The following is a 21195-nucleotide window of genomic DNA, read 5'->3' as shown; positions in this document are numbered from 1 at the left end:
AACCTCGCCCAGAACCCTTGCAAAAATCGTAAGTGTCCCGGACTGTCCGTGGTGTAAAATCGGCAAAAACGGCCGATTAACGCCACCATCACGACCGATGCTATCAGTAGCAGCCTCCAGCTAATTAGGTTTAGCGAAGTCGGAATTATTACGCTATGTCTGGCTCACCATAGCACAAGAATTCTTTGGGGTGCCCATTGAGATTCTAATTTAGGAACATCCGTTAATGATGTGTTAGTACTAACGTATTTTTGCGACTGCAACTTTTAGTTTTTTAATCAAAATTCAAATTTTGAGATTGGCGTTGGTTGTTGTCCCACGTAGTTTTTCTCGAAGTTACGATTGAAAATACAGGAATAAAGCACATTTAACATGTATTCAACTGCCAGTTGTGAAGAAAAATTGGAAACTTGGTATTGGGCATGTTCTCGTTGGGGAAGCAAGATAGTTTCGGTCGCGTACTTAGCTAATGGACTTGTTTCATTCCCTGTAATTGCTAAAATAGCTGTGCCGTTTTGATGAAAAGTTTTCGCATCATTCACCACTTCGGCGGTTTGACCGCTGTAAGAGACTAGCAAAGCAGCCTCAGTTGGTTTTGAATTAAGGGCTAGATGATATTGCTCAGCTTGTAAATCTACCATTTGAAGACTAAAACCAATGCGCAAAAGTTTGAGCTGCAAGTCACGTAAGCGAATGAAATTATCGCTGACACCGATGGCATAAACTTTGGAAGCTTTCAACAAGATTGAAGTGACCTGATTCAGGACTTTACTAGATAGTGAACTCTGGGCAAAATTGACCGCTTCAGTTGTTAATTGTGCGATCTTTTTAGCAATAATTAAATCGGAATCATTTTGTTCGAATGGGGTATTTACGTCAATGTGATCAATTTGTTGATAGTAACGTTCTAAGTCGCGAGCAAAGATAACTTTGAACGTTTTAAAACCAGTTAGACCACACTTTTTGCATAGTCGGACAATGGTTGAAGTTGATGAACTAGTTTGTTTCGCTAATTCATAAATACTCATATTGGCTGCATCTTCAGGATGAGCTAATAAATATTGAATAATCAGCTGTTCGTTAAATGTGAAATTTGCGGGAGCCTTTAATCGGTCGATTAAATTCATTCGTTCACCACTTTCTAAAACATAGTGTCAGCAAAAATACTAATTGTGATAATAAGTATGAAACATTGTTACTAAAGCTTTTGCGGGCGTTTACATCGTTGTAGCCTATCGCTTATGATAATAAAAAAGCAATGGAGGTTATCAAAATGGAGCAAGTAACGAGTTGGGTTGAGCGTTTTTTAGTGCCAAGAGTCGCCAAAATTACTAATTTACGATATTTTCAAGCCTTGCGAAATGGATTTTTTGCAATTATGCCATTAACCATTATCGGGTCAATCTTTATGCTAATAACTGATTTTCCGGTTGCTGGTTATCCGGCAATGATGGCTTCAATTTTTGGTAAAAATTGGACTAGTTTTATTTCACCAGCTTATCGGGCGACGTTTAACATGATGGGGTTAATGTTTGCCGGAACAATGTCTTATAAACTAGCTGAAAGTTACAAAATGGATAAATTGATGTCCATGATTTTAGGCATTGTTGCCTACGTTATTGTTATTCCCAAGACGGTTACGGCCAAATCTGGGGAAATTATTCCGGATGTACTGTCATTCACTTGGACTGGTACTCAAGGTGTGATTACCGCTATTATTATGTCAATTATTTCTGTAGAAGTCACCCGTTTCTGTATTAAAAAACACATTATGATCAAAATGCCAGATAGTGTTCCAACAATGGTCAGTGCGGCATTTAGTGCATTGATTCCAGGAATCCTGTTAGCATGTGTTGCCTTGTTAATTAATGGTCTGGGGATTATTGCTGCTGGATCGTTCCCACAAATGATCTACACCATTATTCAAGCACCATTGCAGGGCATCATTGGATCACCATTTGCGATTATTCTAGTGGCAGGACTCAATGGGTTATTATGGTGGTTTGGGATTCATCCAACAGTTATTAATTCAATGATCTATCCAATTTTATATGCGAATGCCGATAAAAACCAATCTTTAGCAGACTTAGGCAAGTTATCGACGCAAACTGGTAACTTTGGTACGGTTCAAATGTTAGATCAATTTGCAACAATTGGTGGTGCCGGTTGTACGATTGGGTTGGCAATTTCGATGTTTATCATCGGTCGTTCGTCACGGATGAAGTCAATGACTAAAGTCTCATTTGTCCCGGCATTTTTCAACATTAACGAGCCGCTAGTTTTTGGCCTGCCTGTTATTTTTAATCCATTAATTCTAATTCCGATTGTGATTGCCCCAATTCTGTCCGTAGCGATTGCGTACCTATCAATGTCAATTGGTTTTATGCCAATGTTTACTAATGTACAGGCACCGTGGGCGACGCCGTTTATCTTTTCAGGTTTCTTAGTTGGTGGATGGCAGGGTGCTGTAACACAATTTATTTCGGTATTGGTTGCAGTAATTGTATTCTATCCGTTTGTAAAAGCGTTGGATGCTCAGTATCAAAAAGAAGCGTTGCACGAATCAGAAGTAGATTTTTAGGAGGCTAAGTAAATGAAAGAATCAAATCTTATGAATATTTGCACAGAAGTGGATAAAATGCAAAATGAAACTTATGTGCCGATGTCGGCGCCAATTGTGCAAACCTCATCTTTTTACTTTGCTAACTATGAAGACTTTATCGGTGTCAGTGAAGATGAAAAGAATCATTACGTTTACACTCGCGGAAGTAATCCAACAACTAAGAGTTTAGAGTTGAAGTTGGCTCAATTAGAAGGCGGCGAGCAATGCAAAGTTTTTGCCTCAGGAATGGCAGCCATTTCGGCAACATTGTTTACGCTAGTAAGTGCGGGTGACCATATTCTAATGCTCAATACGGTTTATGGTGAAGCAGTTGCTTTTGCAAAGTATATGAGTAAGTTTGGTGTCTCAGTGGATCGTGTCGATGTCGAAACTATGTCAGATATTGAAAATAACATAAAAGAGACGACCAAGATAATTTATTTTGAAAGTCCATCATCACAAAAATTTGAGTTGTTAAATCTGTCGGCAATTGCCGATCTAGCCAAAGTCCGTCATATCTACACTGTGATTGATGCCACTTGGGCTTCACCGATCTTTCAGCACCCATTGGCAGCGGGAATTGATATCGTCATTCACTCACTGTCTAAATATATTGGTGGACATTCTGATATTGTTGGTGGAGCTGTAATTGGCAAGCGCTCAGTTGTTGACTCGATTTTTGAACATGGTCATCAATCACTAGGTGCAGTTAGTAGCCCCTTTAATTCATGGTTAGCATTACGAGGATTGCGAACGCTACCGGTAAGAATGCAACATTTGTCGAAAGCCATTACAATGCTATTGGATGGCTTAGCTGGGGATCAAAGAATTAAACGTATTTATCACCCGTATATTGCCAACGAGACCCAGCGGCAACTAGCCGATAAGTATTTAAGTGGCTATGGGCCATTGTTCGCAATTGATTTAACAGATGAAAGTTTTGAAAAACTGAAAATCTTTGTTGATGCCTTGGAAGTCATGTCAATTGGGGTTAGTTGGGGTGGCTTTGAAAGTCTAGTCTTGCCAGCATTTAAGGGAAATAATGCGGCCAACTTGGCGGAACGTGGGTTACCAGTCTCACATATTCGAATGTATCTGGGTCTAGAAGACCCATCAACTGTTTTATCAGATATTAAGCAAGCTCTAGATAAAGCTTATGGTGCCGTATAAATAAAGTTGTTTTTAAAGCGAAGGCCTTAATTTAACGATTAATTAGGGCCTTTTGATGGCGACTAAGGTGGCTATGGTACAATGCAACTTAGTAAGTTCATTTGGCTTGGGGGGAACAAGCATGTTTTTTCAAGAACGGTTGATTAATGTTCAATATAAGTTATCGGATACTGAAGATTCCTTAGCCGATTATATTCGGCGTCATCCTGATACAGTGGCTCAGCTTTCGGTGACTAAGTTGGCACAACTTTGCTATACCGTGCCGAACACCATTACTCGGTTATGTAAAAAGTTAGGTTACAGTGGTTATGCAGAGTTAAAAGTAGAGTTGCAGCATGCTAGCCAAGTAGAAGCTAAAAATGAAAATGAGATCGACGAAAAACGACTGATAAGCAAAACGTTTCAGTTAATTAATCCTGAACGGGAGGCGCAAGTCGCAGCACAATTAAATAAGGCGAGCAAAGTCGTTTTGTTTGCGGTTGGGGAAACCGCATATCCGGTTGAAGATTTTACAAGTACGATGAATGCTTTTAATCATAAAACCATCTTTTTTACGTACGAAAATCAGATGATTTATGAATTGGCTCATACCAAGAATTTATTGGTAATTTTGGTTAGTTTATCAGGAGAAAATAGTCAGGTTTTAAAAATGGCCAAAATTGCGCAGGATAATCAACAATTTGTGGTTAGCTTGACGCATTTGAGCACGAATTCACTCGCGGCATTTGCGACAATTCCGTTATATTGCTACACGCCGAAACGATTACAAGCTGGGGTTAATTTAACGGACAAAGTGCCATTATATATTGTGCTAAATTCATTACAAAATCGCTATTTAGAAACATTTGTGTAATTTTACACAGATACTTGCTTTGTGACTAGAAGCAAGTATATTTTTTTGCGATAATGAATCCGCTTTCTTTTGCCGTTTTATAGTATAGGCAACAAAGGATTTCACTAGGAGGTAGCGCGTCATGGATTTAACGAAAGCGACATCATTAGATCTGATTTCACTGGATCAAGAGCTAACAACCAAGGCTGATGTGTTCAAGTTTTTAACACACAAATTATTTGTTGCAGGGAAAATCAAATCTGAGACTGATTTCTTGGATGCGATTTATCAACGGGAAGCAGAATCGGTGACTGGTTTTGAAAATGGGTTAGCAATTCCCCATGGCAAATCAGATACGGTTTTAGCCGCGAGTTTTGCGGTAGTTAGAACGCAGGCACCAGTGGCAGACTATGAGAGTTTGACCCCGGATAATCAAGTTCGCTTAATTTTCTTATTAGCGATTCCGGCTAGTGATCAGGGTGCCGAACATTTGGATATGTTGGCGCAGCTTTCAACCCAGTTAGCGGATGCTGATTATCGCCAACGGCTATTACAAGCTAAGTCAGCACAGAAAATGTTGGCAATTCTAGGTGAAAATAATGTGCAAGTCGAAAGTCAGACAAATAATCAGCAAGGTAAACTGATTTTAGCAATTACAGCTTGTGCCGCCGGAATTGCGCACACTTATATGGCCGCCGCGGCACTGAAAAAGTCCGCAGCTAAACAGGGGTTACGGATTCAAGTTGAAGAACAGGGTGCCAAAGGACTTGAAGATCGAATTTCGATGCAACAAGTAAATGAAGCTAGTGCAATTATTTATGCCCATGATGTCGCCTTAAAAGAAACTGATCGTTTTAAAGGATTACCGGTTGTTGATGTTCCGGTCGCAGAACCGTTGAAGCATGCCGATCAGGTGATCCAAAAGGCCCTCGATAAAGCTGTGACTTATGTTCCAGGGTCATTAACACAGGCGGCTACCACTGCGGATGAGGCTGATCATAAATCAGTTGGTACGGAAATTAAAGATTCGGTCTTAACTGGGATTTCGTACATTATTCCAATCATTATTGCTGGTGGGATGATTGGCGCCATTGCGGTAATGATTACCCAAATTTTTGGCCTACAAACTTTAGCTGGTCACGAAAATAGTTGGCTGTTCCTATTAAAAGCACTTGGCAGCAATATGCTAGGAACCTTGATGGTACCAGTACTTTCAGCGTATATGGCATATTCAATTGCAGATAAGCCAGCACTTGGTCCCGGATTTGCCGGTGGTTTAGCGGCAACGATGATTAACAGTGGTTTCTTAGGCGGGATGTTAGCCGGGCTATTAGCCGGTTATTTGATCAAATGGATGAAGAACCATATCAAGAGTGAGGGTGTCTTTTCAGGCTTTATCACGTTCTGGGTTTATCCGGTAATTGGGTCATTAATTGTTGGTGTTTTAATGCTCTTTGTGGTTGGAAAGCCAGTGGCATTACTGAATACCGGCTTAGTCAACTTATTAAACGGGATGGCTGGTACCAGCGCGATTTTGCTAGGAGCTATTTTAGGCTTGATGGTTTCCTTTGACTTGGGTGGTCCGGTCAATAAGGCCGCATACGCATTTTGTTTAGGTGCGATGGCGAATGGTAACTTTATGCCATATTGTATTTTTGCCTCAGTTAAAATGGTTTCTGCCTTTTCAGTTTCCGCCGCTTGTTTGTTACGGAAAGATTTATTCACTCCCGAAGAACGCGAAATTGGCAATCAAACTTGGATTTTAGGGCTAGCTGGCATTACCGAAGGGGCGATTCCATTTGCGATGGCTGATCCGATTCGAGTCATTGGGTCCTTCATTGGTGGTTCCATTGTGACTGGCGGCATTGTTGCCTTCTTTAAGATTGGGCTGAACGTTCCAGGTGCTGGGATTTTCTCAATGTTTTTACTCCAAAATGGGGTCGGTGCAGTTGGTAATGCTTTGATTTGGCTGGGTGCCGCTTTATTAGGTGCGTTAATTTCGACAATTTTATTAATCGTTACTCGGAAACAAAAGTTAGCAAAACAGGCGTAAGTGGAGAGGATTGTTAGATGATGAAAGTCACACAAATATTTGTTGTACCGCATATGCATTGGGATCGTGAATGGTATTTTTCAACTGAAGAGTCGCAGGTATTATTGTTAAATAATATGCCAGAGATTATGACCATGCTAGAAAACCATCCAGAATATCCTAGTTATGTTTTGGATGGTCAATCAGTCATTATTGAGGACTATCTCTCAGCGCATCCAGAAGGTGCCGAAAGATTTAAAGAGTTAGTTAAACAAGGCCGTTTAATTGTTGGACCTTGGTATACCCAAACTGATGAAATGGCGGTTGGGGCCGAAGCAATTACCCGTAATTTGTTATATGGGATGGCCGATAGTCGGCGCTATGGTCAGCCGATGAAGATTGGTTATGTCCCAGATTCGTTTGGTCAGAGCGCACAAATGCCAATGATTTTAACGCAATTCGGAATTAAACGATCCATGTTTTGGCGTGGCTTATCAGAGCGTAAAGGCACCAATGCCAATCAATTCAAGTGGCAATCGGCGGACGGATCAACAGTCGCGGTTAATCAGTTACCAGCAGGATACGCGACTGGCAAGTATTTGCCGACGGACCCAGTGGCATTGAAAGCACGATTGACGCCATTATTAGCCAAATTTGATCAGTATTCGACGACTGGCCAAGCAGTTTTACCAAATGGTCATGACCAAATGCCAATTCAACAAAATATTGAAGCGGTAATTGCACAGCTAAATCAGCTCTACCCTGATCGTCATTTTCAATTGGGACGTTACGAGGACGTTTTCCCTGCAATTGAACAAGATCAAGACGCGGATGTGATCAGCGGCGAATTTTTAGATGGCAAAAACGAGCGTGTTCACCGTAGTATTCAGAGTACCCGAATGGATTTAAAAGTCATGAATACACGGATTGAAAACAAGTTGACCAATACACTGGAACCACTGGCAACAATTGCAGCTAAATTAGGCTTTCAATATGAACATGGTTTAATCGAATTGATCTGGAAAGAAATTATGAAGAATCATGCTCATGATAGTATGGGTGCTTGCTGTTCAGATATTGTTAATGAAGAAATTTTGGCACGCTATCGCCGTGCGGAAGAACGAACAGATCGGTTGATTCAATATTACCAACGTAAGCTGACTGAGGCGGTGACAATAGCGGGTGCGACGGAAAAGCTGGCAGCTTTTAACCTCTTGCCTAAAAAGTGCGACCGGGTGGTGACAGCCAAGATTGTCACTAAACTGTCGCAATTCCAATTGATTGCTGAAGATGGGACGCCGGTTGCCTTTGAAATTTTGCATCGACGGACGATTGATCCTGGCTTAATTGATCGGCAAATTGTGGCACATGGCGACTATACGCCATTTTATGAATACGAATTGCAATTTAAGCGCCAATTACCAGCAATGGGGTATGAAGTCTTGGGCGTGATTCCTGTGCAGAAGACTTTGCCAGCGGTGGTTCAGGCTGAGACGCAAACGATGATTGAAAATAATTATTATCAATTAACAGTAAATGATAACGGGACGCTAACCGTTGTTGACAAGCGCACTCAAACGACTTATCAACGAGTCCTAGACTTGGAAATTCAAGCTGATGATGGTGATGAATATGACTTCTCACCCCTGGCGGATAACCGCAAATTATATGCCAGCCAGCTTAATAAAAAACTGTCGGTAGAGTCATTAATTGCAACTGATTCCAGTCAATTGATTCTAAGCTATCAGCTATTAGTGCCACAAAATTTAGTGGCTTGGCAAGCAGCCGATCTTGCATTAACGACGAGTTTAAAAGTATCCGTTCACCTCACTTTGAAATCAGATTTACCAGTGATTGCCTTAAAAGTGACCGTTGACAATCAAGCAGATGATTTACGCGTGCGACTCCTAGTACCAACGCAGTTAAGCTCAAAAGTGGTTGCGAGTGACAATCAATTTGGGGTCATTCAACGGCCAGTAGTCGATCACACTGCTTTAGCAGTCTGGCAAAAAGAAAAATGGGATGAACGCCCCGATGCTATTTTCCCATTTCTATCGCACGTTTCAGTTAGTGATTCTGATCATCAAGTCGGCATCATTACCAATAGTTCTCGTGAATATGAAGCACTAGATGAGACTAATGTTACACTAGCCATTACACTGTTTCGTGGTGTCGGTGTTTTAGGCAAAGCTAACTTAGTACGCCGTCCTGGGCGACCATCCGGAATTAATGCGCCAACGCCGGATTCACAATGTCATGGCAAGTTTAGTCTGACGTATGGGCTGTTTTTTGGAAATAATCAAACGATGGGAATTGCTCGTCTAGCTAAAGCGTTTCTTACCCCGGTTACGACGTATAATCAAATTCCTAATGTCGCAATGCATATGAATTTACCTACTCAGCAGTTGCCAGCGAGCTACAGCTTATTTGAATTAATGACGGATAACTTGACACTGAGTACCGTTAAAATGGCCGAGAATCGTGCAGCGGTGCTTGTACGGGTCTATAATCAAACTCAAGCCACCGATTCAATAAAAATGGCCGGAGCAACAGTTAAACAGGTGCTTGGTCTAGATGAGCGACCAAGCGATTTAGGTTTGGCTGTGAAACCAAATTCAGTCAGAACCATTGAACTTAATAATTAATAACAGTGATGAACCTGAAATTTTCTAGAAAGAGGTTCGTTCCATTAACAATTGGGCGCAGACAGATTAGTTAGCGGCAGGAGCCTTCAGTTGCTACTGATGGTATGCGGTCGAAGGTCTTAATTAAACGGTAATGCCGTGAATTAAGGCCTTTTTGTGTGATTAATTTCTGAATATCGGGCGTATCATATACTAGTGGTTATAGGGGGAGTTAACCACATGCGAAAAATAATGCGTCAATTAGCGTGGCTGTTGGCACTGGGGTTGTTAATGGGGAGTTTGACCGCTTGCGAGCAACGTAATCCAGCGCGCTTAAAAAGCACACCATGGCGGCTATCACTTGTGACGCCGAAACAGACATTGATTGGGGTTGCCAAGTTTACAGATCATCAGGTCATCGTTACCGACCAGCAACGCCGGTCACAACATTGGCGTTACTACTTTAATGACGATGATGATCTTGTGATTCAGGACGGCTACTATGCCGGCACGTACGTGATGCAAACTGTCGCCAAGGATTTTCAATTAGTCCCAATAATTGATGCAACCCAAACGTTAAAAATTCAGCAACTTAAAAAATAAGAAGGTTATGAGGATGCAAGCACTAATTGCAATTGATTCTTTTAAAAATTCAATGACCAGTATTCAAGCTAATCAGCTGGTTGCGACGGCATTTGCCGCACATGGCATTCAGTCACAGCAAATTGCGATTGCGGATGGTGGTGAAGGCACGGTCGCCGCCTTTCTAGCCAATCAACCGGGTGGTGAACTGATTACTGTGCCGACGGTTGATTTGGCACAACGACCTATTCAAGGAACCTATGGCTACTTTGAAGCTAAGAAATTGGCGATTATTGAGGTTGCCGCGGCATCAGGAATTCAATTTCTCGATGATGGCTTGGTGCCAGCCAATACAAATACTTATGGCACCGGATTACTGATCAAGGCGGCCATCGAACGAGGTGCCCAACAACTTGTGATTGGTTTGGGTGGCAGTGGCACGGTTGACGGTGGGACCGGAATTTTACGCGCGCTTGGTTATCGCTTCTACGATGACCAGCAGCGGGAGTTGATGATGGTTGGGGCCGATTTGGGTCAAGTTGCGACGATTAAGACTGACGCAGTGTTGCCAGAATTGGCTGAGGTGACTTTTATTAATGCCTCGGATGTGACGAATCCGCTAACAGGACCAACTGGGGCGGCCACAATTTTTGGGCCCCAGAAGGGCTTGGCAACGACTGAAATTGCTAATTATGATCAAGCGATGCAGCATTACATGCAAGTTGCAACCGGTCAAGTGAGTGACCATCTCGGGGATGGCGCGGCTGGTGGGATCGGGTTTGCCTTGCGCTATTTCTTGGGCGCACAAGTGAAATCTGGCTTTAAACTTATTGCCGAAATTAGTCAGTTGGCTAAGCTGGTTCAGCATGCTGATTTTGTTATTTCTGGCGAAGGCCAAGTTGATGATCAGAGTTTTATGGGAAAAGTGCCAATTCAGATTAGTGAACTGGCACGACAGGCCGGTAAAACTTGCTATTTGTTGATTGGAAATCAAAAAGGGCGTAACCAAGCTTTTTCAGAACATGGCGTCACGGCAGTGCTCCCGATAGTTGACCATGTGTCCACGTTAGCGGAAGCCATGGCAAAAGGTCCCACGAATTTGGCAAAAATGGCGGATCGGCTCGCACGGATTTTAACGTCTCGCTAAATCAGAATACCTGGATTGCGACTGAATAAGTTGCCGACCAGGTATTTTTTTGTTGACAAGTTTAAAATACTGTAGCATACTACACTATTGAAAGGAGTTGTTCAAATGGCAACTGATTTTTTCTTAGACAGTTTAGGTCAACAATTGAAAGTCCTGAACATTTTAGTTGAAAAGGCGATGAATAATGGCCTTAAACAACTCGGTCTGTCGTTGACTGGCACGCAGGTGGCGGTCTTATCGTTGGTTCAGCAGCGGGCGCCAATCACCCAAAAACAAGTTGAAGTTGCGTTAAAGTTAAGCCATCCGACCACTCGTGGCATTGTCAAACGGTTAGTAGCGACTGGATTGGTTCAGACGACCTCACAAGCAGCCGATCAACGTCAAATTGTGCTCAGGTTAACGGCGACCGGGCAAGACTTGATGAAAACTAATTTTGAACAACTCAAAGCACAAGTTGCTGGGGTTGAGTCCCAGATGGTTAATGGGCTGAGCACGGCGGAGCAGGCCACGTTACAGCAATTACTGATGCGAATGATTCAAAACATGAGTTAGCCTCAAAACGAGGCTTTATTTTTTAAAACAAAGTGTAGCTAACTACACTAAAAAGGCGGGATTTTATGATTACAATTGAGTCAAATAAAGCAAAACGCAATCGCATGTTAGCGGTTTTACTCATCGGCGCGTTTACAATGTTACTGACTGAAACTTTTTTCAACAATGCGTTACCAACCATTATTAAAACTTTTGCGGTCAGCCAATCAACGGCCCAATGGGTTAGTACTGGTTACCAGTTGGTCGCGGGATTAATGATTCCGATTTCTGCCTGGGTCTTCCATCGGTTTAACACCCAGCGCACATTTCTAACCTTGGCCGTCGTCTTTTTGGTCGGTTGTTTATTTGGCTTTTTCGCCACAAACTTTTGGTGGCTACTAGCAGGACGATTGGTTCAAGCAGTCGCAGCCGGATCAATGATTCCACTGATTCAAAATGTTGTTTTAGTGCTCTACCCAGAAAAATCTCGTGGCACCGTGATGGGTGTGATTGGGTTAGTCGTTGCTTTTGGTCCGGCACTTGGACCAACAGTGGGTGGCTGGGTGATTGATACTTGGGGGTTAGCTTGGCTCTCAGGCGTCTTGATTCCATTGGTTGTTATTTTAATTGTTGCCGCAGTCATGTGGGTACGGCCAGTCATGACGCCAGAAAATGTGCAGGTTGATTGGCTATCAATCACGGAATCTTCGGTTGGTTTTGCCGCTTTACTATATAGTTTTTCGATGATGGGAAATGTTGGTGGCATTAGTACTGGGAGCATCTTGTGGTTGTTGGTGGGGCTAATTGTCCTTGTATTATTTGTTCGTCGACAATTAACGATAGCCCAACCATTGATTAATTTAAGTGTTTTCAAAAACTGGACCTTTAGTTTAACGACCATTCTAAGTGCGCTGAGCAACATTGCGTTGTTGGGGGTGGAATTGGTTTTGCCACTGTATTTGCAACGGGTACAAGGGTTGTCGGCGCTAACTTCGGGCTTACTGTTATTACCGGGGGCTTTGTTAGAAGGGTTGATTAGCCCGATTGCTGGTAAACTATATGACCGTTTTGGGATCAAACCAATCGCATTAGTCGGTTTCGCCATCATTGCTGTTGGGACTTTTCCGATGCTATTCTTTACGCCGCACACTAATTTAGGTTTAGTGGCTGGGGCCTACGCGTTCCGAATTGTGGGGGTCGCCACGGTGATGATGCCAACCTTTACCGAGGGACTTAATGCCTTACCAAGCGGGCTTTCCGTTCATGGCAATGCGGCTTCATCGACAGTCCGGCAAATTGCGGGATCATTAGGAACGGCACTTCTGATGATGATGGTCGCCTTTGGCACGCAAAGTGGTGCGAGTCAGCACTTATCGACCGTCAATCAATTAAATCACGGCTACTGGTTCTCTTTCCTAATGGCCTTTCTGATGGCACTCCTAGGGTTCGTTTTATCATTTTGGCTGAAAAATAAAAAAGTCACAGCCAACTGATGACTACTTCCAAATTTGCGTAAGGTTGTTTCAAGTTTTAATAACGACTAAAACACCCATCTTTTCATGGCAGTTGTGCCGGAAAAGATGGGTGTTTTTTTAATCAGTTAAGTAACGTTTTAGAAATGCGGCGACATGTTTTTCATATTCGGCCGGGCCAATCCAGAAGCTTTCGGCATGAGTCGCGTTGGGAACTTGCCACATCGACTTGGGACCAGCAGCGGCCTGATAATTCTTTTTCAGCATCCAACTTGGGACGTAGACATCTTTTTCACCGTGAATGAAGAAAATTGGTAACTTGTTATGGCGAAGTTGTTCAACTGAACTCACATCGCTCAAAAAGTACCCCATGCGGTGTCGGTTGATAAAGCTGACGATTGGGACAAATGGATACTTAGGTAAGTGAAATTGGCGTTTGAGTAAGTAGGCGAGTTCTTCTTCAACGCTTGTATAGCCACAGTCGGCAATAATTGCTTTGACTTGAGGGGGCAACGCTTCACCACTCATCATTTCAACCGTCGCACCGCCCATGCTGACGCCAAAGAGCACAATTTCTGCCTGAGGTCCGGTTGCTTCGATGACTTGATTGACCCAACCTAAATAGTCACGACGATCTTGCCAGCCAAAGCTAATATATTTGCCGGTACTTTGACCGTGACCGCGGTCATCTGGTAAGAGCACGTTATAGCCCATGTTATGAAACATATAAGCATAGTTGGCCATCGTTTCGCCGTCACCTTTATAGCCGTGCGAGACGATCACTGTTCGGCGACTCGTATTTGAAGCCGGCACGTATTTGGCAACTAAGTGACTGTCAGTATCACTGTCGAGTTGCCAGGTTTGAATGGGCTGCTGATGAAGCCACTTCACATATGACCAATAAGCATCAGCGTATTTTTGTTTGTCCGCAGAAGTTTCTGGGACATAATCAACCCGTTTGAAAGCAAAGCTATAAAGCTTTTCGCTCGCGATTAATGTTGCTGAAAATAAGGCGATGGGGGTCCCTAAAGCGGCGACCCAACTCCGTTTTTTCATCTAATCAACTCCTTAAGTTCTTACTTGGCTATGATACTACCTGTTGATTTATGATTGCAACTTTTCTGAAAATAATCAGCGTATTGCAGATAGAAAATAAAAAACCATCGCTTTACGCGACGGCAAAAGGAGTAGTTCGTTTCGTTAGGTTTGAGTGCCCAGCGAGACTTTTTTCATTAACTTTGGAGGAGTAAATGAAAAAGATATGGCGATCGAGTGACAAGTTCAATCACCATATTATTAGTATACCCGTTTGACAGTTAAAAGGTAAGCATCGTGACTATTTTGTTTGTTGAGTGTGCGTTGTTGGTGATGAGATGCGGTTGACTGAGTTTGAGACGCTAGGACAACCATTCGGGAAGTCGGCGAATAATTGATTACTTAGTTTTATAGTCGAAACGTGTTCAACAAAGCTGGGGCCTCCGCTTGCTACGCTAAGACAACTATTCGGAAACCCACCGAATAATTGTCCTAGCTAGGCAATGCTCGTCCCCAACCCGCTTTGTCGAACACTCTGCAATAAAAAACCACCGTATCGGGGAATACGGTGGAAAAAGGAGTAGGGAGACATGTGATGGGGAGTCACATGTCACTATGAATTTCATTACTTTGGAGGAGTAAATGAAAAATTTTAGGTTGTTTTATAGCTCGTTGAGGTGTTCCTCAATTGCTATGATGCTATCATAACCAGACCGTGTGAAGAATATGTGACCGAATCCGTTCAATGTCGTGAAGAATTCACTAAGCCTTTGTTAAGGGACTAATCATTGTTGCGATAGCCGCTTAATACGGGGATTAGATGGGCTAATTTTCGTTGTCATACTGATGTCAGACACAGCTTCTCATAACGATAAAATGATCAAATTGCTGATGCCTAATTAGGGTCGCGCAAATTAATTAGAAGCAGGGCAATAAAAAACCATCGTATCGGGGAAATACGGTGGCAAAAAGGGAAGTAAATTAAGTTAGGTTGTTTTGCCTGAATTCATTACTTGGAGTGGTAATTGAATTAAGTTAGTGATCACTAAGGAATGGGGAGTTCCTTAATGACTATGAACACAGTATAGCGGGGAGTCGTGAAGAAAGTGTGATACCGGAAAGCTGAAACTATGATCCTTGCTTGAAAGAAAATCGGTTTTGTGAACGGGTTTGGTGGCTTTGGGATTAGTTTTATAGTCGAAACGTGAAAAAATCAACTGCTGATTCCGCTTGGGACGCTATCCAACCACTCGGAAAAACACCGAGTAATTGACGCTTTTACTAATATAGTCGAAACGTGTTCGGCAAAGCTGGGGACTCCGCTTGGGACGCTAGAACAACCATTCGGAAATTCACCGAATAATTGATTACTTAGATTTATAGTCGAAACGTGAAAAAATCAACTGCTGATTCCGCTTGGGACGCCATCCAACCACTCGGGGAAGCACCGAGTAATTGGATGGCTAGGCAATGCTCATCAGCAACCCGTTGATTCTTTCACTCTACAATAAAAAAACCACCGTATCGGGGAATACGGTGGAAAAAGGGAAGAAATTAGGTTGTCTACACATCAATTCATTACTTTCGGGGGAGGTAATTGAATTTTAAGTTAGTGGTTATTAAGAAACGGGGAATTCCTTAATGACTATGAACATAGTATAACGGCGGTTAGTGAAGAATTTGTGATGTGACCGTACTAATCCCATGACTTTGACTTGAACAATTAACTGTTTTTACAAAGTTTATAACCAAGTGACCGGAATTATTTCGTTATGATAACTCCTAAACGTTGTATTGGCGGCCTTTTGACTGGATTGTCCCTTGCGACATGCTATAATTGCTGGCAAAACAACAGGAAAGTGTGACTTAAAATGAGCATCAAAATCGTAACAGATTCTTCGGTTCAATTAACCTCAGCTGAAATTGAACAATATGATATCCAAATTTTGCCGCTACTAGTCGGTTTTGGTGGCGAATTGGTCCCAGATACGACGGTTTCACGAGCAGACTTCGATCGCCAAATGGCAGCAAGTGACTTGTTGCCAACAACGAGTCAGCCGCCAATCGGGGCGTTTGTCACGCTTTACGACGAGCTAACCGCTGATGGGAGTCAAGTGCTGTCGTTACATATTACGGAAACTTTGAGCGGGACGGTTAACGCGGCGCGGCAAGCGGCACAATTAGCCAGTGGCGACGTGACAGTGGTTGATTCACAATCGGCTGATCGCGGAATGGCATTTCAAGTCTTAACCGCGGCACGGATGGCACATGCCGGTGCTGATTTAGCGACGATTCTAGCAAAAATTGACGTGATTCGGCGACAGACCCATGTCTATTTATTTGTTGATACGCTCGACAATCTAGTTAAAGGTGGACGGGTTCCTAAGATTGCCGGTGTCGTGACCAATCTTATTAAGTTAAAATTTGTGTTTGAACTCGTTGATGGCAAGTTGAAATTATATACTCGCGGGCGCGGTAAAAAGGCCTTGATTAAAGCCCAGACCCAAATATTAAATGAACTCGCAGACGTGACCCGCGTTGAATCCGCGGGAATTTCCTATGTTGGTGATGATGAGGTTGCGGCGGCACCACATGCGTTGATGATGAAAGTTGCGCCCCAAGCGGAGCTGTTGGTCGAACGGACGAGTCCAATCATTGCAACACACACGGGTGTCGGAGCGTACGCTTTGATGCTTTATGTCGTAGATTGAAAACTTATTGAACAAAAATATATCATTTTGTCCGTTAGTTTGCTATAATTAAAATAACATATTTTTAGAGCCGTGTTGGCGCACTGTTCTGAGCCTAACCACCATTTTAATGATGACTAGACCCGGATGGGTGCGCTATTTTTTTGACACTTTTTCCCTCAAAAGAAAGTAGGAAATTTTTTGGCATATCTTCTCAATAATCCATTTTTTGGTATCGGCCTGACCGTGCTAGTTTATGGGATTGGCGAGTATTTGTATCATAAGACGAATCGTTTTGTATTATTCCAACCATTATTTTTTGGAATGTTGCTCGGGATTGGTTTGCTGGTATTGATTGCGTCGGCCCTCAAAGCACCGTTGCACAAAGTTTATCAAGCGTATCAGATTGGTGGCGACTGGTTATTTTGGTTTGTCGCCCCCGCGACTGTTTCCTTTGCGGTACCACTGTATAAGCGAAATGATATTTTTAAGAAACACTGGGATGTGATTTTAGTTGCCCTTTTTCTCGGGTTACTGTTATCGTTGTTTGGCATTTATGGCGTGTCACGCTTGATGGGACTGACGGATGCGGCATTAGGCGCCATGTTGGTTCAAGCAGCGACGACGGCCATTGCTTTACCAGTCGCCGAGTCAGTTGGTGGCGATCAAGCGATTGCAGCCTTTGCGGTCATTTTAAACTCAGTCTTAATTTATGCCCTTGGCGACCACTTTATTCGGTGGTTTAAATTGCACAAGAATCCATTGGGTGCCGGATTAGGCTTCGGGATTGCTGGCAATGCCGTGGGTGCGACAAAAGCGATTGAAGTCAGTGAAGCGGCCGGGGCAACTGGCGCGATTGCGTTTGTGATTGCTGGAATCTTAGTGAACTTCATGGTCCCAAGTTTTGCCCATTTGGTTGGTTTAGGATAGGAGTTGTCTATGAAAAAAGCAAAATTTATTAAGCAAATTATGATTTATGGTGTGATTCTGCTCGTTAGTAGTTTGATTTCTGAACTGGTTAATCAGATTTGGCCAGGCTTTCCGATGCCACCAGCCTTAATTGGGATGATTCTGTTATACGTCTTATTAACGTTGAAAATTGTGAAATTGGAACAAGTGGAAGGCGTGAGCAACTTCTTTGTCCAGATTATTAGCTTGATTTTTATTCCGTCTGGGGTGGCTTTAGTCACGAAGTTAGATGTGCTGAAAGCAGAAGGCGTGCAGATCATTATCGTGGTCGTGATGTCGACCTTGATGTTGTTACTTTTCACGGCTGGGATTTCATGGATATTGATTAAAGTTAAGGAAGCTGTGATTGCGCGTCAGCAACGACGGACAGTTGAAGTTGAAGAAGATTAGTAAGCTGTTATTAGGTCCGGGTGGTGTTGGATTTACCGTTTTTGGTAGATCAAGCACCAGTCGGATTTAATTTGTTTTTGGGGGATATTTTTATAGTCGAAACGTGCTTGCTCGGGCAGCTTCCTCCGCTTGCTACACCATCCAACCACTCGGAAAGACCGCCGAGTAATTGTTTTTGGGGGGTATTTTGATAGTCGAAACGTGTTCAGCCAACCTGAGAGTTCCGCTTGCTACGCACAGTCAAGCACTCGGGAAAGCACCGAGTCATTGACTGTGCTAGGCAATGCTCACTCTCACCCGGTTGACCTCACACTCTGCACAAAAAAAGCCACCACATCATGGATGCAGTGGTCAAGGAGTAGGAAACATCAAAGTGGGGGCTTTGATGAACCCCATTCATAAGACTTGGGGGAGTCTATGAATGAAAGTGATTAGTAATCGGTATTATGGCAGCAACACCGGTTACAATCTAAAAACTAAAGAATATTAATGATCGATAGTCAGTTAATCGCTTTCTATCAATCTGCGACTATTATAATTGCAAACGCTACCGGCTGCAACTAATTGCGCTGGTAGATTAGTCTAATTTAATCCGTGGCTGAAAATCTGAGGCGAATAATCCCATGCTGTAGAGGTCATAGCGGGCCCCGTCCCGCTTGACGGCAAGCTTATTCGTCCCTTCAAATTCAAAGCCACTATTTTGGTAAACGGCAATCGCAGCATGGTTAGTTGCGATGACGTCCAAACAAACTTTATACAAGTTTAATTCGTTGAAACCATAATTGAGCATTAGATTTAAGGCTTCAGTGCCATAGCCGTGACCGCGATCAGCCGGATCACCAATGGCAATCGCCAGCTGAGAAATTTGATTTGACCAGTCGATATTATAAAGCGTGACAAAACCAATCAGGCGGTCATCTTCTTGAGTACGGACATGGAAATAATACTCAGTGTTTTGGTCCAGATTACGATAAGTTTGTTCCAAAGCCTCGCCGGACAGTGGTCGTGCGGGAGCCGTATCTAAGTTGCGCAAAAAATTGCCTTCGGTATACCAATCACTGATCTCATCAAAGTCTTCTGGTCGTGGCACTGACAGTGTGAGTCGTGGCCCAGCTAAAATGTTTTTCAAAATAAGTTCCTCTCTTGTTAAACTAATATCTTTATCATAGCTCACTAGAACCAAAAGCACTACTAACGAAATGTTTACATTTATTTTACACATTAACTTGTCTAAAATTTACGTCCAATCAGTATGCTAGGGTTAACCATTTGGTGAATATTAGTGTAAAGAAGTGATAGAATGCAACGGTTGCATATAATTCAGATTTCGGATACGCATTTGACGCCCCACGGTCAACTGCCAGCTCATCATCAGACCATTGATCCCTGGATGAAACTGACGGCCATCATTCAGGATATTCGGACTTTACCTTACCAGCCAGATTTAATCGTATTTACGGGTGATTTAATCCATAGTGGTAGTGCGGATGATTACCAACGTTTGCACGGCGTCGTGCATATGATGAAGGATGAATTTAATTGTCATGTGCGAGTGATTTTGGGCAATCACGATACGCGTGCGGCATTTTATGAAGGCTATTTGCCAGCTGATCCAGGACCGTATTATGCGAGTCGGATGCGGCTTGGAAATAATGATTTTTATTTCTTGGATTCGAAAATTGAGGGCTTTGAAGCCGGGTGGTTGCCAACGGCCCAGCTGCAATGGTTAGGCAAGCATCTGCGCCAGGCCCCGACTAAACGTGCTTTTCTGTTTTTGCATCACCCCTTAGATGGGGCACCAATGGAAAACATGCACTATGCAATTTTACAAAATACGCCAGAATTATTATCGGTTCTGCGTGGTCATAATATCGGGGGCATTTTTTCAGGTCACGTTCATTTTCCAACCAGTTACTTGAATGGTGATGGCATTTTGAATGTGGTTGCCGGTTCGGCATCATTTGACATTGATTGTACCGATCCACAATTACATGAAATTCGAGAAAGTAGTAGTTATCAAATTATTACGGTCGATCGTGGTCAAGTTGGGGTGACCGTGCGCCAGCTATTGCAGCAAGCTGCCGTGTTAGATAGCTTACCGATTCCATCCACACGCTTTTTAACTAAGCGACCAGCAAATTTATAACACTGTTAGCGTTTACATGACGAACCGCGTATAATGAGGACAAACGACTAAGGGGGCTTTTGAAATGTTAAAACATTGTCACTTGCACCATGAACGGCATCCGAAATTATCACGACGGGTTCGCCAACAGATTGCGCCGGTTGCAGCATTCGAGTTCGTTGCATCTAGTATTGCGATTACGGATATTATCCGGGCGAAATCACTTCGACGCGGTCATAAAATTGGTTGGCTTTTATTAGCTTTTGTACAACCAATTGGGCCATGGCTATACTTTATGTTTGGTCAGTCCCGTGAATAATAAAAAAGTCGGCCAGCGATGGTCGACTTTTTGTTATTCAGCATGACTTAAATTTAATCGTTGTAACTCGCTCTTATGGGTGATGCCAAGCTTTGCTTGACACTCAGGGCATAAGCCATAGACTTCCATGTTGTGACCAGTTACTAAATAGCCAGAAAGTTTGGCTGCCGTTTCATCAATCCCACTTAAGTCTGGTTCAAAAACATCGGTAATTTTACCGCAGTTTTCACAAACGACATGGTAGTGGGGCCGTCCAAAGAAATCATAGTGGGTCCCAGCATCGCCGTTCTGCAATTCAATGACAATCCCTAAATCAACGAACAGCTTCAAGGTGTTATAAACCGTCGCCAAACTTAAGTTAGGCAGTTGAGAGGCCAAAGACTGATAGATGGTTTCCACCGAAGGATGATTATGATGAGTAACGAGGTAAGTCAGAATAATCTGACGTTGTGGCGTTACCCGGATTTTGTGATCCTTTAATTGTTGTAAGGCTTGCGTTAACATATCTTCTGCCACGACGCGGTTCCTCCTTTACTAAGATTCACCCCTATTAAACCACACTTATTAGAAGGATTCCAATTTAGAAACGTTATTAATACCCGGATTTAAAATTGAAGTGCAACACCAAGTAAAGTAAACAAATAGGCCATGGAGACCTATACTTTAATCAACGAC

18 protein-coding genes are annotated in these 21195 nt (G+C 42.9%); 14 read left to right on the top strand and 4 right to left on the bottom strand.

Going from position 1 to position 21195, the window contains the following annotated elements; all coding sequences use genetic code 11:
* Window positions 1-278: 278 nt before the first annotated feature.
* Window positions 279-1127, bottom strand: a complete 849-nt coding sequence (locus tag FFM74_RS09710; protein ID WP_137626437.1) for a MurR/RpiR family transcriptional regulator — start codon at window positions 1125-1127, stop codon at window positions 279-281.
* 146 nt (window positions 1128-1273) lie between these two features.
* Here FFM74_RS09710 and FFM74_RS09705 point away from each other — a divergent pair, with 146 nt between their 5' ends.
* The 9 genes from FFM74_RS09705 to FFM74_RS09665 all read left to right on the top strand — a co-directional run bounded on the left by FFM74_RS09705 (window position 1274) and on the right by FFM74_RS09665 (window position 13013).
* A complete protein-coding gene (locus FFM74_RS09705) occupies window positions 1274-2581 on the top strand; it encodes a PTS sugar transporter subunit IIC (RefSeq protein ID WP_137626436.1) in 1308 nt (435 codons plus the stop codon).
* A gap of 12 nt (window positions 2582-2593) precedes the next feature.
* Window positions 2594-3772, top strand: coding sequence for a trans-sulfuration enzyme family protein (locus FFM74_RS09700; protein WP_137626435.1), 1179 nt, complete (start codon window positions 2594-2596; stop codon window positions 3770-3772).
* A gap of 121 nt (window positions 3773-3893) precedes the next feature.
* A complete protein-coding gene (locus FFM74_RS09695; protein ID WP_171000708.1) occupies window positions 3894-4625 on the top strand; it encodes a MurR/RpiR family transcriptional regulator in 732 nt (243 codons plus the stop codon).
* A gap of 121 nt (window positions 4626-4746) precedes the next feature.
* Window positions 4747-6657, top strand: a complete 1911-nt coding sequence (gene mngA, locus FFM74_RS09690; RefSeq protein ID WP_137626433.1) for a PTS 2-O-a-mannosyl-D-glycerate transporter subunit IIABC — start codon at window positions 4747-4749, stop codon at window positions 6655-6657.
* Window positions 6658-6674: 17 nt separating this feature from the next.
* Window positions 6675-9281: a glycoside hydrolase family 38 N-terminal domain-containing protein gene (locus FFM74_RS09685; RefSeq protein ID WP_223877212.1), complete on the top strand. Its 2607-nt coding sequence runs from the start codon at window positions 6675-6677 to the stop codon at window positions 9279-9281.
* Between the two features lie 219 nt (window positions 9282-9500).
* The gene (locus FFM74_RS09680; RefSeq protein ID WP_137626432.1) at window positions 9501-9863 is read left to right on the top strand and encodes a hypothetical protein; all 363 of its coding nucleotides are present in this window, start codon (window positions 9501-9503) and stop codon (window positions 9861-9863) included.
* A 13-nt stretch (window positions 9864-9876) separates the two neighbouring features.
* A complete protein-coding gene (locus FFM74_RS09675; RefSeq protein WP_137626431.1) occupies window positions 9877-10989 on the top strand; it encodes a glycerate kinase in 1113 nt (370 codons plus the stop codon).
* A gap of 105 nt (window positions 10990-11094) precedes the next feature.
* Window positions 11095-11541: a MarR family winged helix-turn-helix transcriptional regulator gene (locus FFM74_RS09670; RefSeq protein WP_137626430.1), complete on the top strand. Its 447-nt coding sequence runs from the start codon at window positions 11095-11097 to the stop codon at window positions 11539-11541.
* A gap of 65 nt (window positions 11542-11606) precedes the next feature.
* The gene (locus FFM74_RS09665; RefSeq protein WP_137626429.1) at window positions 11607-13013 is read left to right on the top strand and encodes a DHA2 family efflux MFS transporter permease subunit; all 1407 of its coding nucleotides are present in this window, start codon (window positions 11607-11609) and stop codon (window positions 13011-13013) included.
* A gap of 99 nt (window positions 13014-13112) precedes the next feature.
* On the opposite strand, the gene FFM74_RS09660 is transcribed toward FFM74_RS09665, so the two are convergent.
* Entirely contained in the window at window positions 13113-14048 is a 936-nt protein-coding gene (locus FFM74_RS09660; protein WP_137626428.1) for an alpha/beta hydrolase, read from the bottom strand.
* Window positions 14049-15898: 1850 nt separating this feature from the next.
* Between FFM74_RS09660 and FFM74_RS09655 the strand changes: the two genes are divergently transcribed.
* From FFM74_RS09655 to FFM74_RS09645, 3 genes are all read left to right on the top strand, one after another.
* Complete coding sequence (locus tag FFM74_RS09655) at window positions 15899-16738, top strand: DegV family protein (RefSeq protein WP_137626427.1); 840 nt, start codon at window positions 15899-15901, stop codon at window positions 16736-16738.
* A 180-nt stretch (window positions 16739-16918) separates the two neighbouring features.
* Entirely contained in the window at window positions 16919-17647 is a 729-nt protein-coding gene (locus tag FFM74_RS09650) for an LrgB family protein (RefSeq protein WP_137626426.1), read from the top strand.
* 9 nt (window positions 17648-17656) lie between these two features.
* A complete protein-coding gene (locus FFM74_RS09645) occupies window positions 17657-18076 on the top strand; it encodes a CidA/LrgA family protein (RefSeq protein WP_137626425.1) in 420 nt (139 codons plus the stop codon).
* A gap of 577 nt (window positions 18077-18653) precedes the next feature.
* Here FFM74_RS09645 and FFM74_RS09640 read toward each other — a convergent pair.
* On the bottom strand, window positions 18654-19205 hold the full coding sequence (locus FFM74_RS09640; RefSeq protein ID WP_137626424.1) for a GNAT family N-acetyltransferase: 552 nt from the start codon (window positions 19203-19205) through the stop codon (window positions 18654-18656).
* 171 nt (window positions 19206-19376) lie between these two features.
* Between FFM74_RS09640 and FFM74_RS09635 the strand changes: the two genes are divergently transcribed.
* Both FFM74_RS09635 and FFM74_RS09630 read left to right on the top strand, forming a co-directional pair.
* Window positions 19377-20222, top strand: a complete 846-nt coding sequence (locus FFM74_RS09635; RefSeq protein ID WP_137626423.1) for a metallophosphoesterase family protein — start codon at window positions 19377-19379, stop codon at window positions 20220-20222.
* A gap of 64 nt (window positions 20223-20286) precedes the next feature.
* On the top strand, window positions 20287-20520 hold the full coding sequence (locus FFM74_RS09630) for a PLD nuclease N-terminal domain-containing protein (RefSeq protein ID WP_137626422.1): 234 nt from the start codon (window positions 20287-20289) through the stop codon (window positions 20518-20520).
* Between the two features lie 33 nt (window positions 20521-20553).
* On the opposite strand, the gene FFM74_RS09625 is transcribed toward FFM74_RS09630, so the two are convergent.
* Window positions 20554-21036 (bottom strand): Fur family transcriptional regulator, encoded by a 483-nt coding sequence (locus tag FFM74_RS09625; protein ID WP_137626421.1) that lies wholly within the window; start codon window positions 21034-21036, stop codon window positions 20554-20556.
* Window positions 21037-21195 lie beyond the last annotated feature (159 nt).

Source organism: Lactiplantibacillus pingfangensis (assembly GCF_005404945.1).
Classification (GTDB): Bacteria; Bacillota; Bacilli; order Lactobacillales; family Lactobacillaceae; genus Lactiplantibacillus; species Lactiplantibacillus pingfangensis.
This window is presented reverse-complemented; position numbering and strand designations above follow the sequence as displayed.

Coding starts and splice junctions, on each gene's coding strand:
- FFM74_RS09655 (WP_137626427.1), top strand. CDS start 15,899: ATGAGCATCAAAATCGTAACAGATTCTTCGGTTCAATTAACCTCAGCT.
- FFM74_RS09665 (WP_137626429.1), top strand. CDS start 11,607: ATGATTACAATTGAGTCAAATAAAGCAAAACGCAATCGCATGTTAGCG.
- FFM74_RS09630 (WP_137626422.1), top strand. CDS start 20,287: ATGTTAAAACATTGTCACTTGCACCATGAACGGCATCCGAAATTATCA.
- FFM74_RS09675 (WP_137626431.1), top strand. CDS start 9,877: ATGCAAGCACTAATTGCAATTGATTCTTTTAAAAATTCAATGACCAGT.
- FFM74_RS09705 (WP_137626436.1), top strand. CDS start 1,274: ATGGAGCAAGTAACGAGTTGGGTTGAGCGTTTTTTAGTGCCAAGAGTC.
- FFM74_RS09710 (WP_137626437.1), bottom strand. CDS start 1,127: ATGAATTTAATCGACCGATTAAAGGCTCCCGCAAATTTCACATTTAAC.
- FFM74_RS09660 (WP_137626428.1), bottom strand. CDS start 14,048: ATGAAAAAACGGAGTTGGGTCGCCGCTTTAGGGACCCCCATCGCCTTA.
- FFM74_RS09645 (WP_137626425.1), top strand. CDS start 17,657: ATGAAAAAAGCAAAATTTATTAAGCAAATTATGATTTATGGTGTGATT.
- FFM74_RS09680 (WP_137626432.1), top strand. CDS start 9,501: ATGCGAAAAATAATGCGTCAATTAGCGTGGCTGTTGGCACTGGGGTTG.
- FFM74_RS09695 (WP_171000708.1), top strand. CDS start 3,894: ATGTTTTTTCAAGAACGGTTGATTAATGTTCAATATAAGTTATCGGAT.
- FFM74_RS09635 (WP_137626423.1), top strand. CDS start 19,377: ATGCAACGGTTGCATATAATTCAGATTTCGGATACGCATTTGACGCCC.
- FFM74_RS09700 (WP_137626435.1), top strand. CDS start 2,594: ATGAAAGAATCAAATCTTATGAATATTTGCACAGAAGTGGATAAAATG.
- FFM74_RS09670 (WP_137626430.1), top strand. CDS start 11,095: ATGGCAACTGATTTTTTCTTAGACAGTTTAGGTCAACAATTGAAAGTC.
- FFM74_RS09685 (WP_223877212.1), top strand. CDS start 6,675: ATGATGAAAGTCACACAAATATTTGTTGTACCGCATATGCATTGGGAT.
- mngA (WP_137626433.1), top strand. CDS start 4,747: ATGGATTTAACGAAAGCGACATCATTAGATCTGATTTCACTGGATCAA.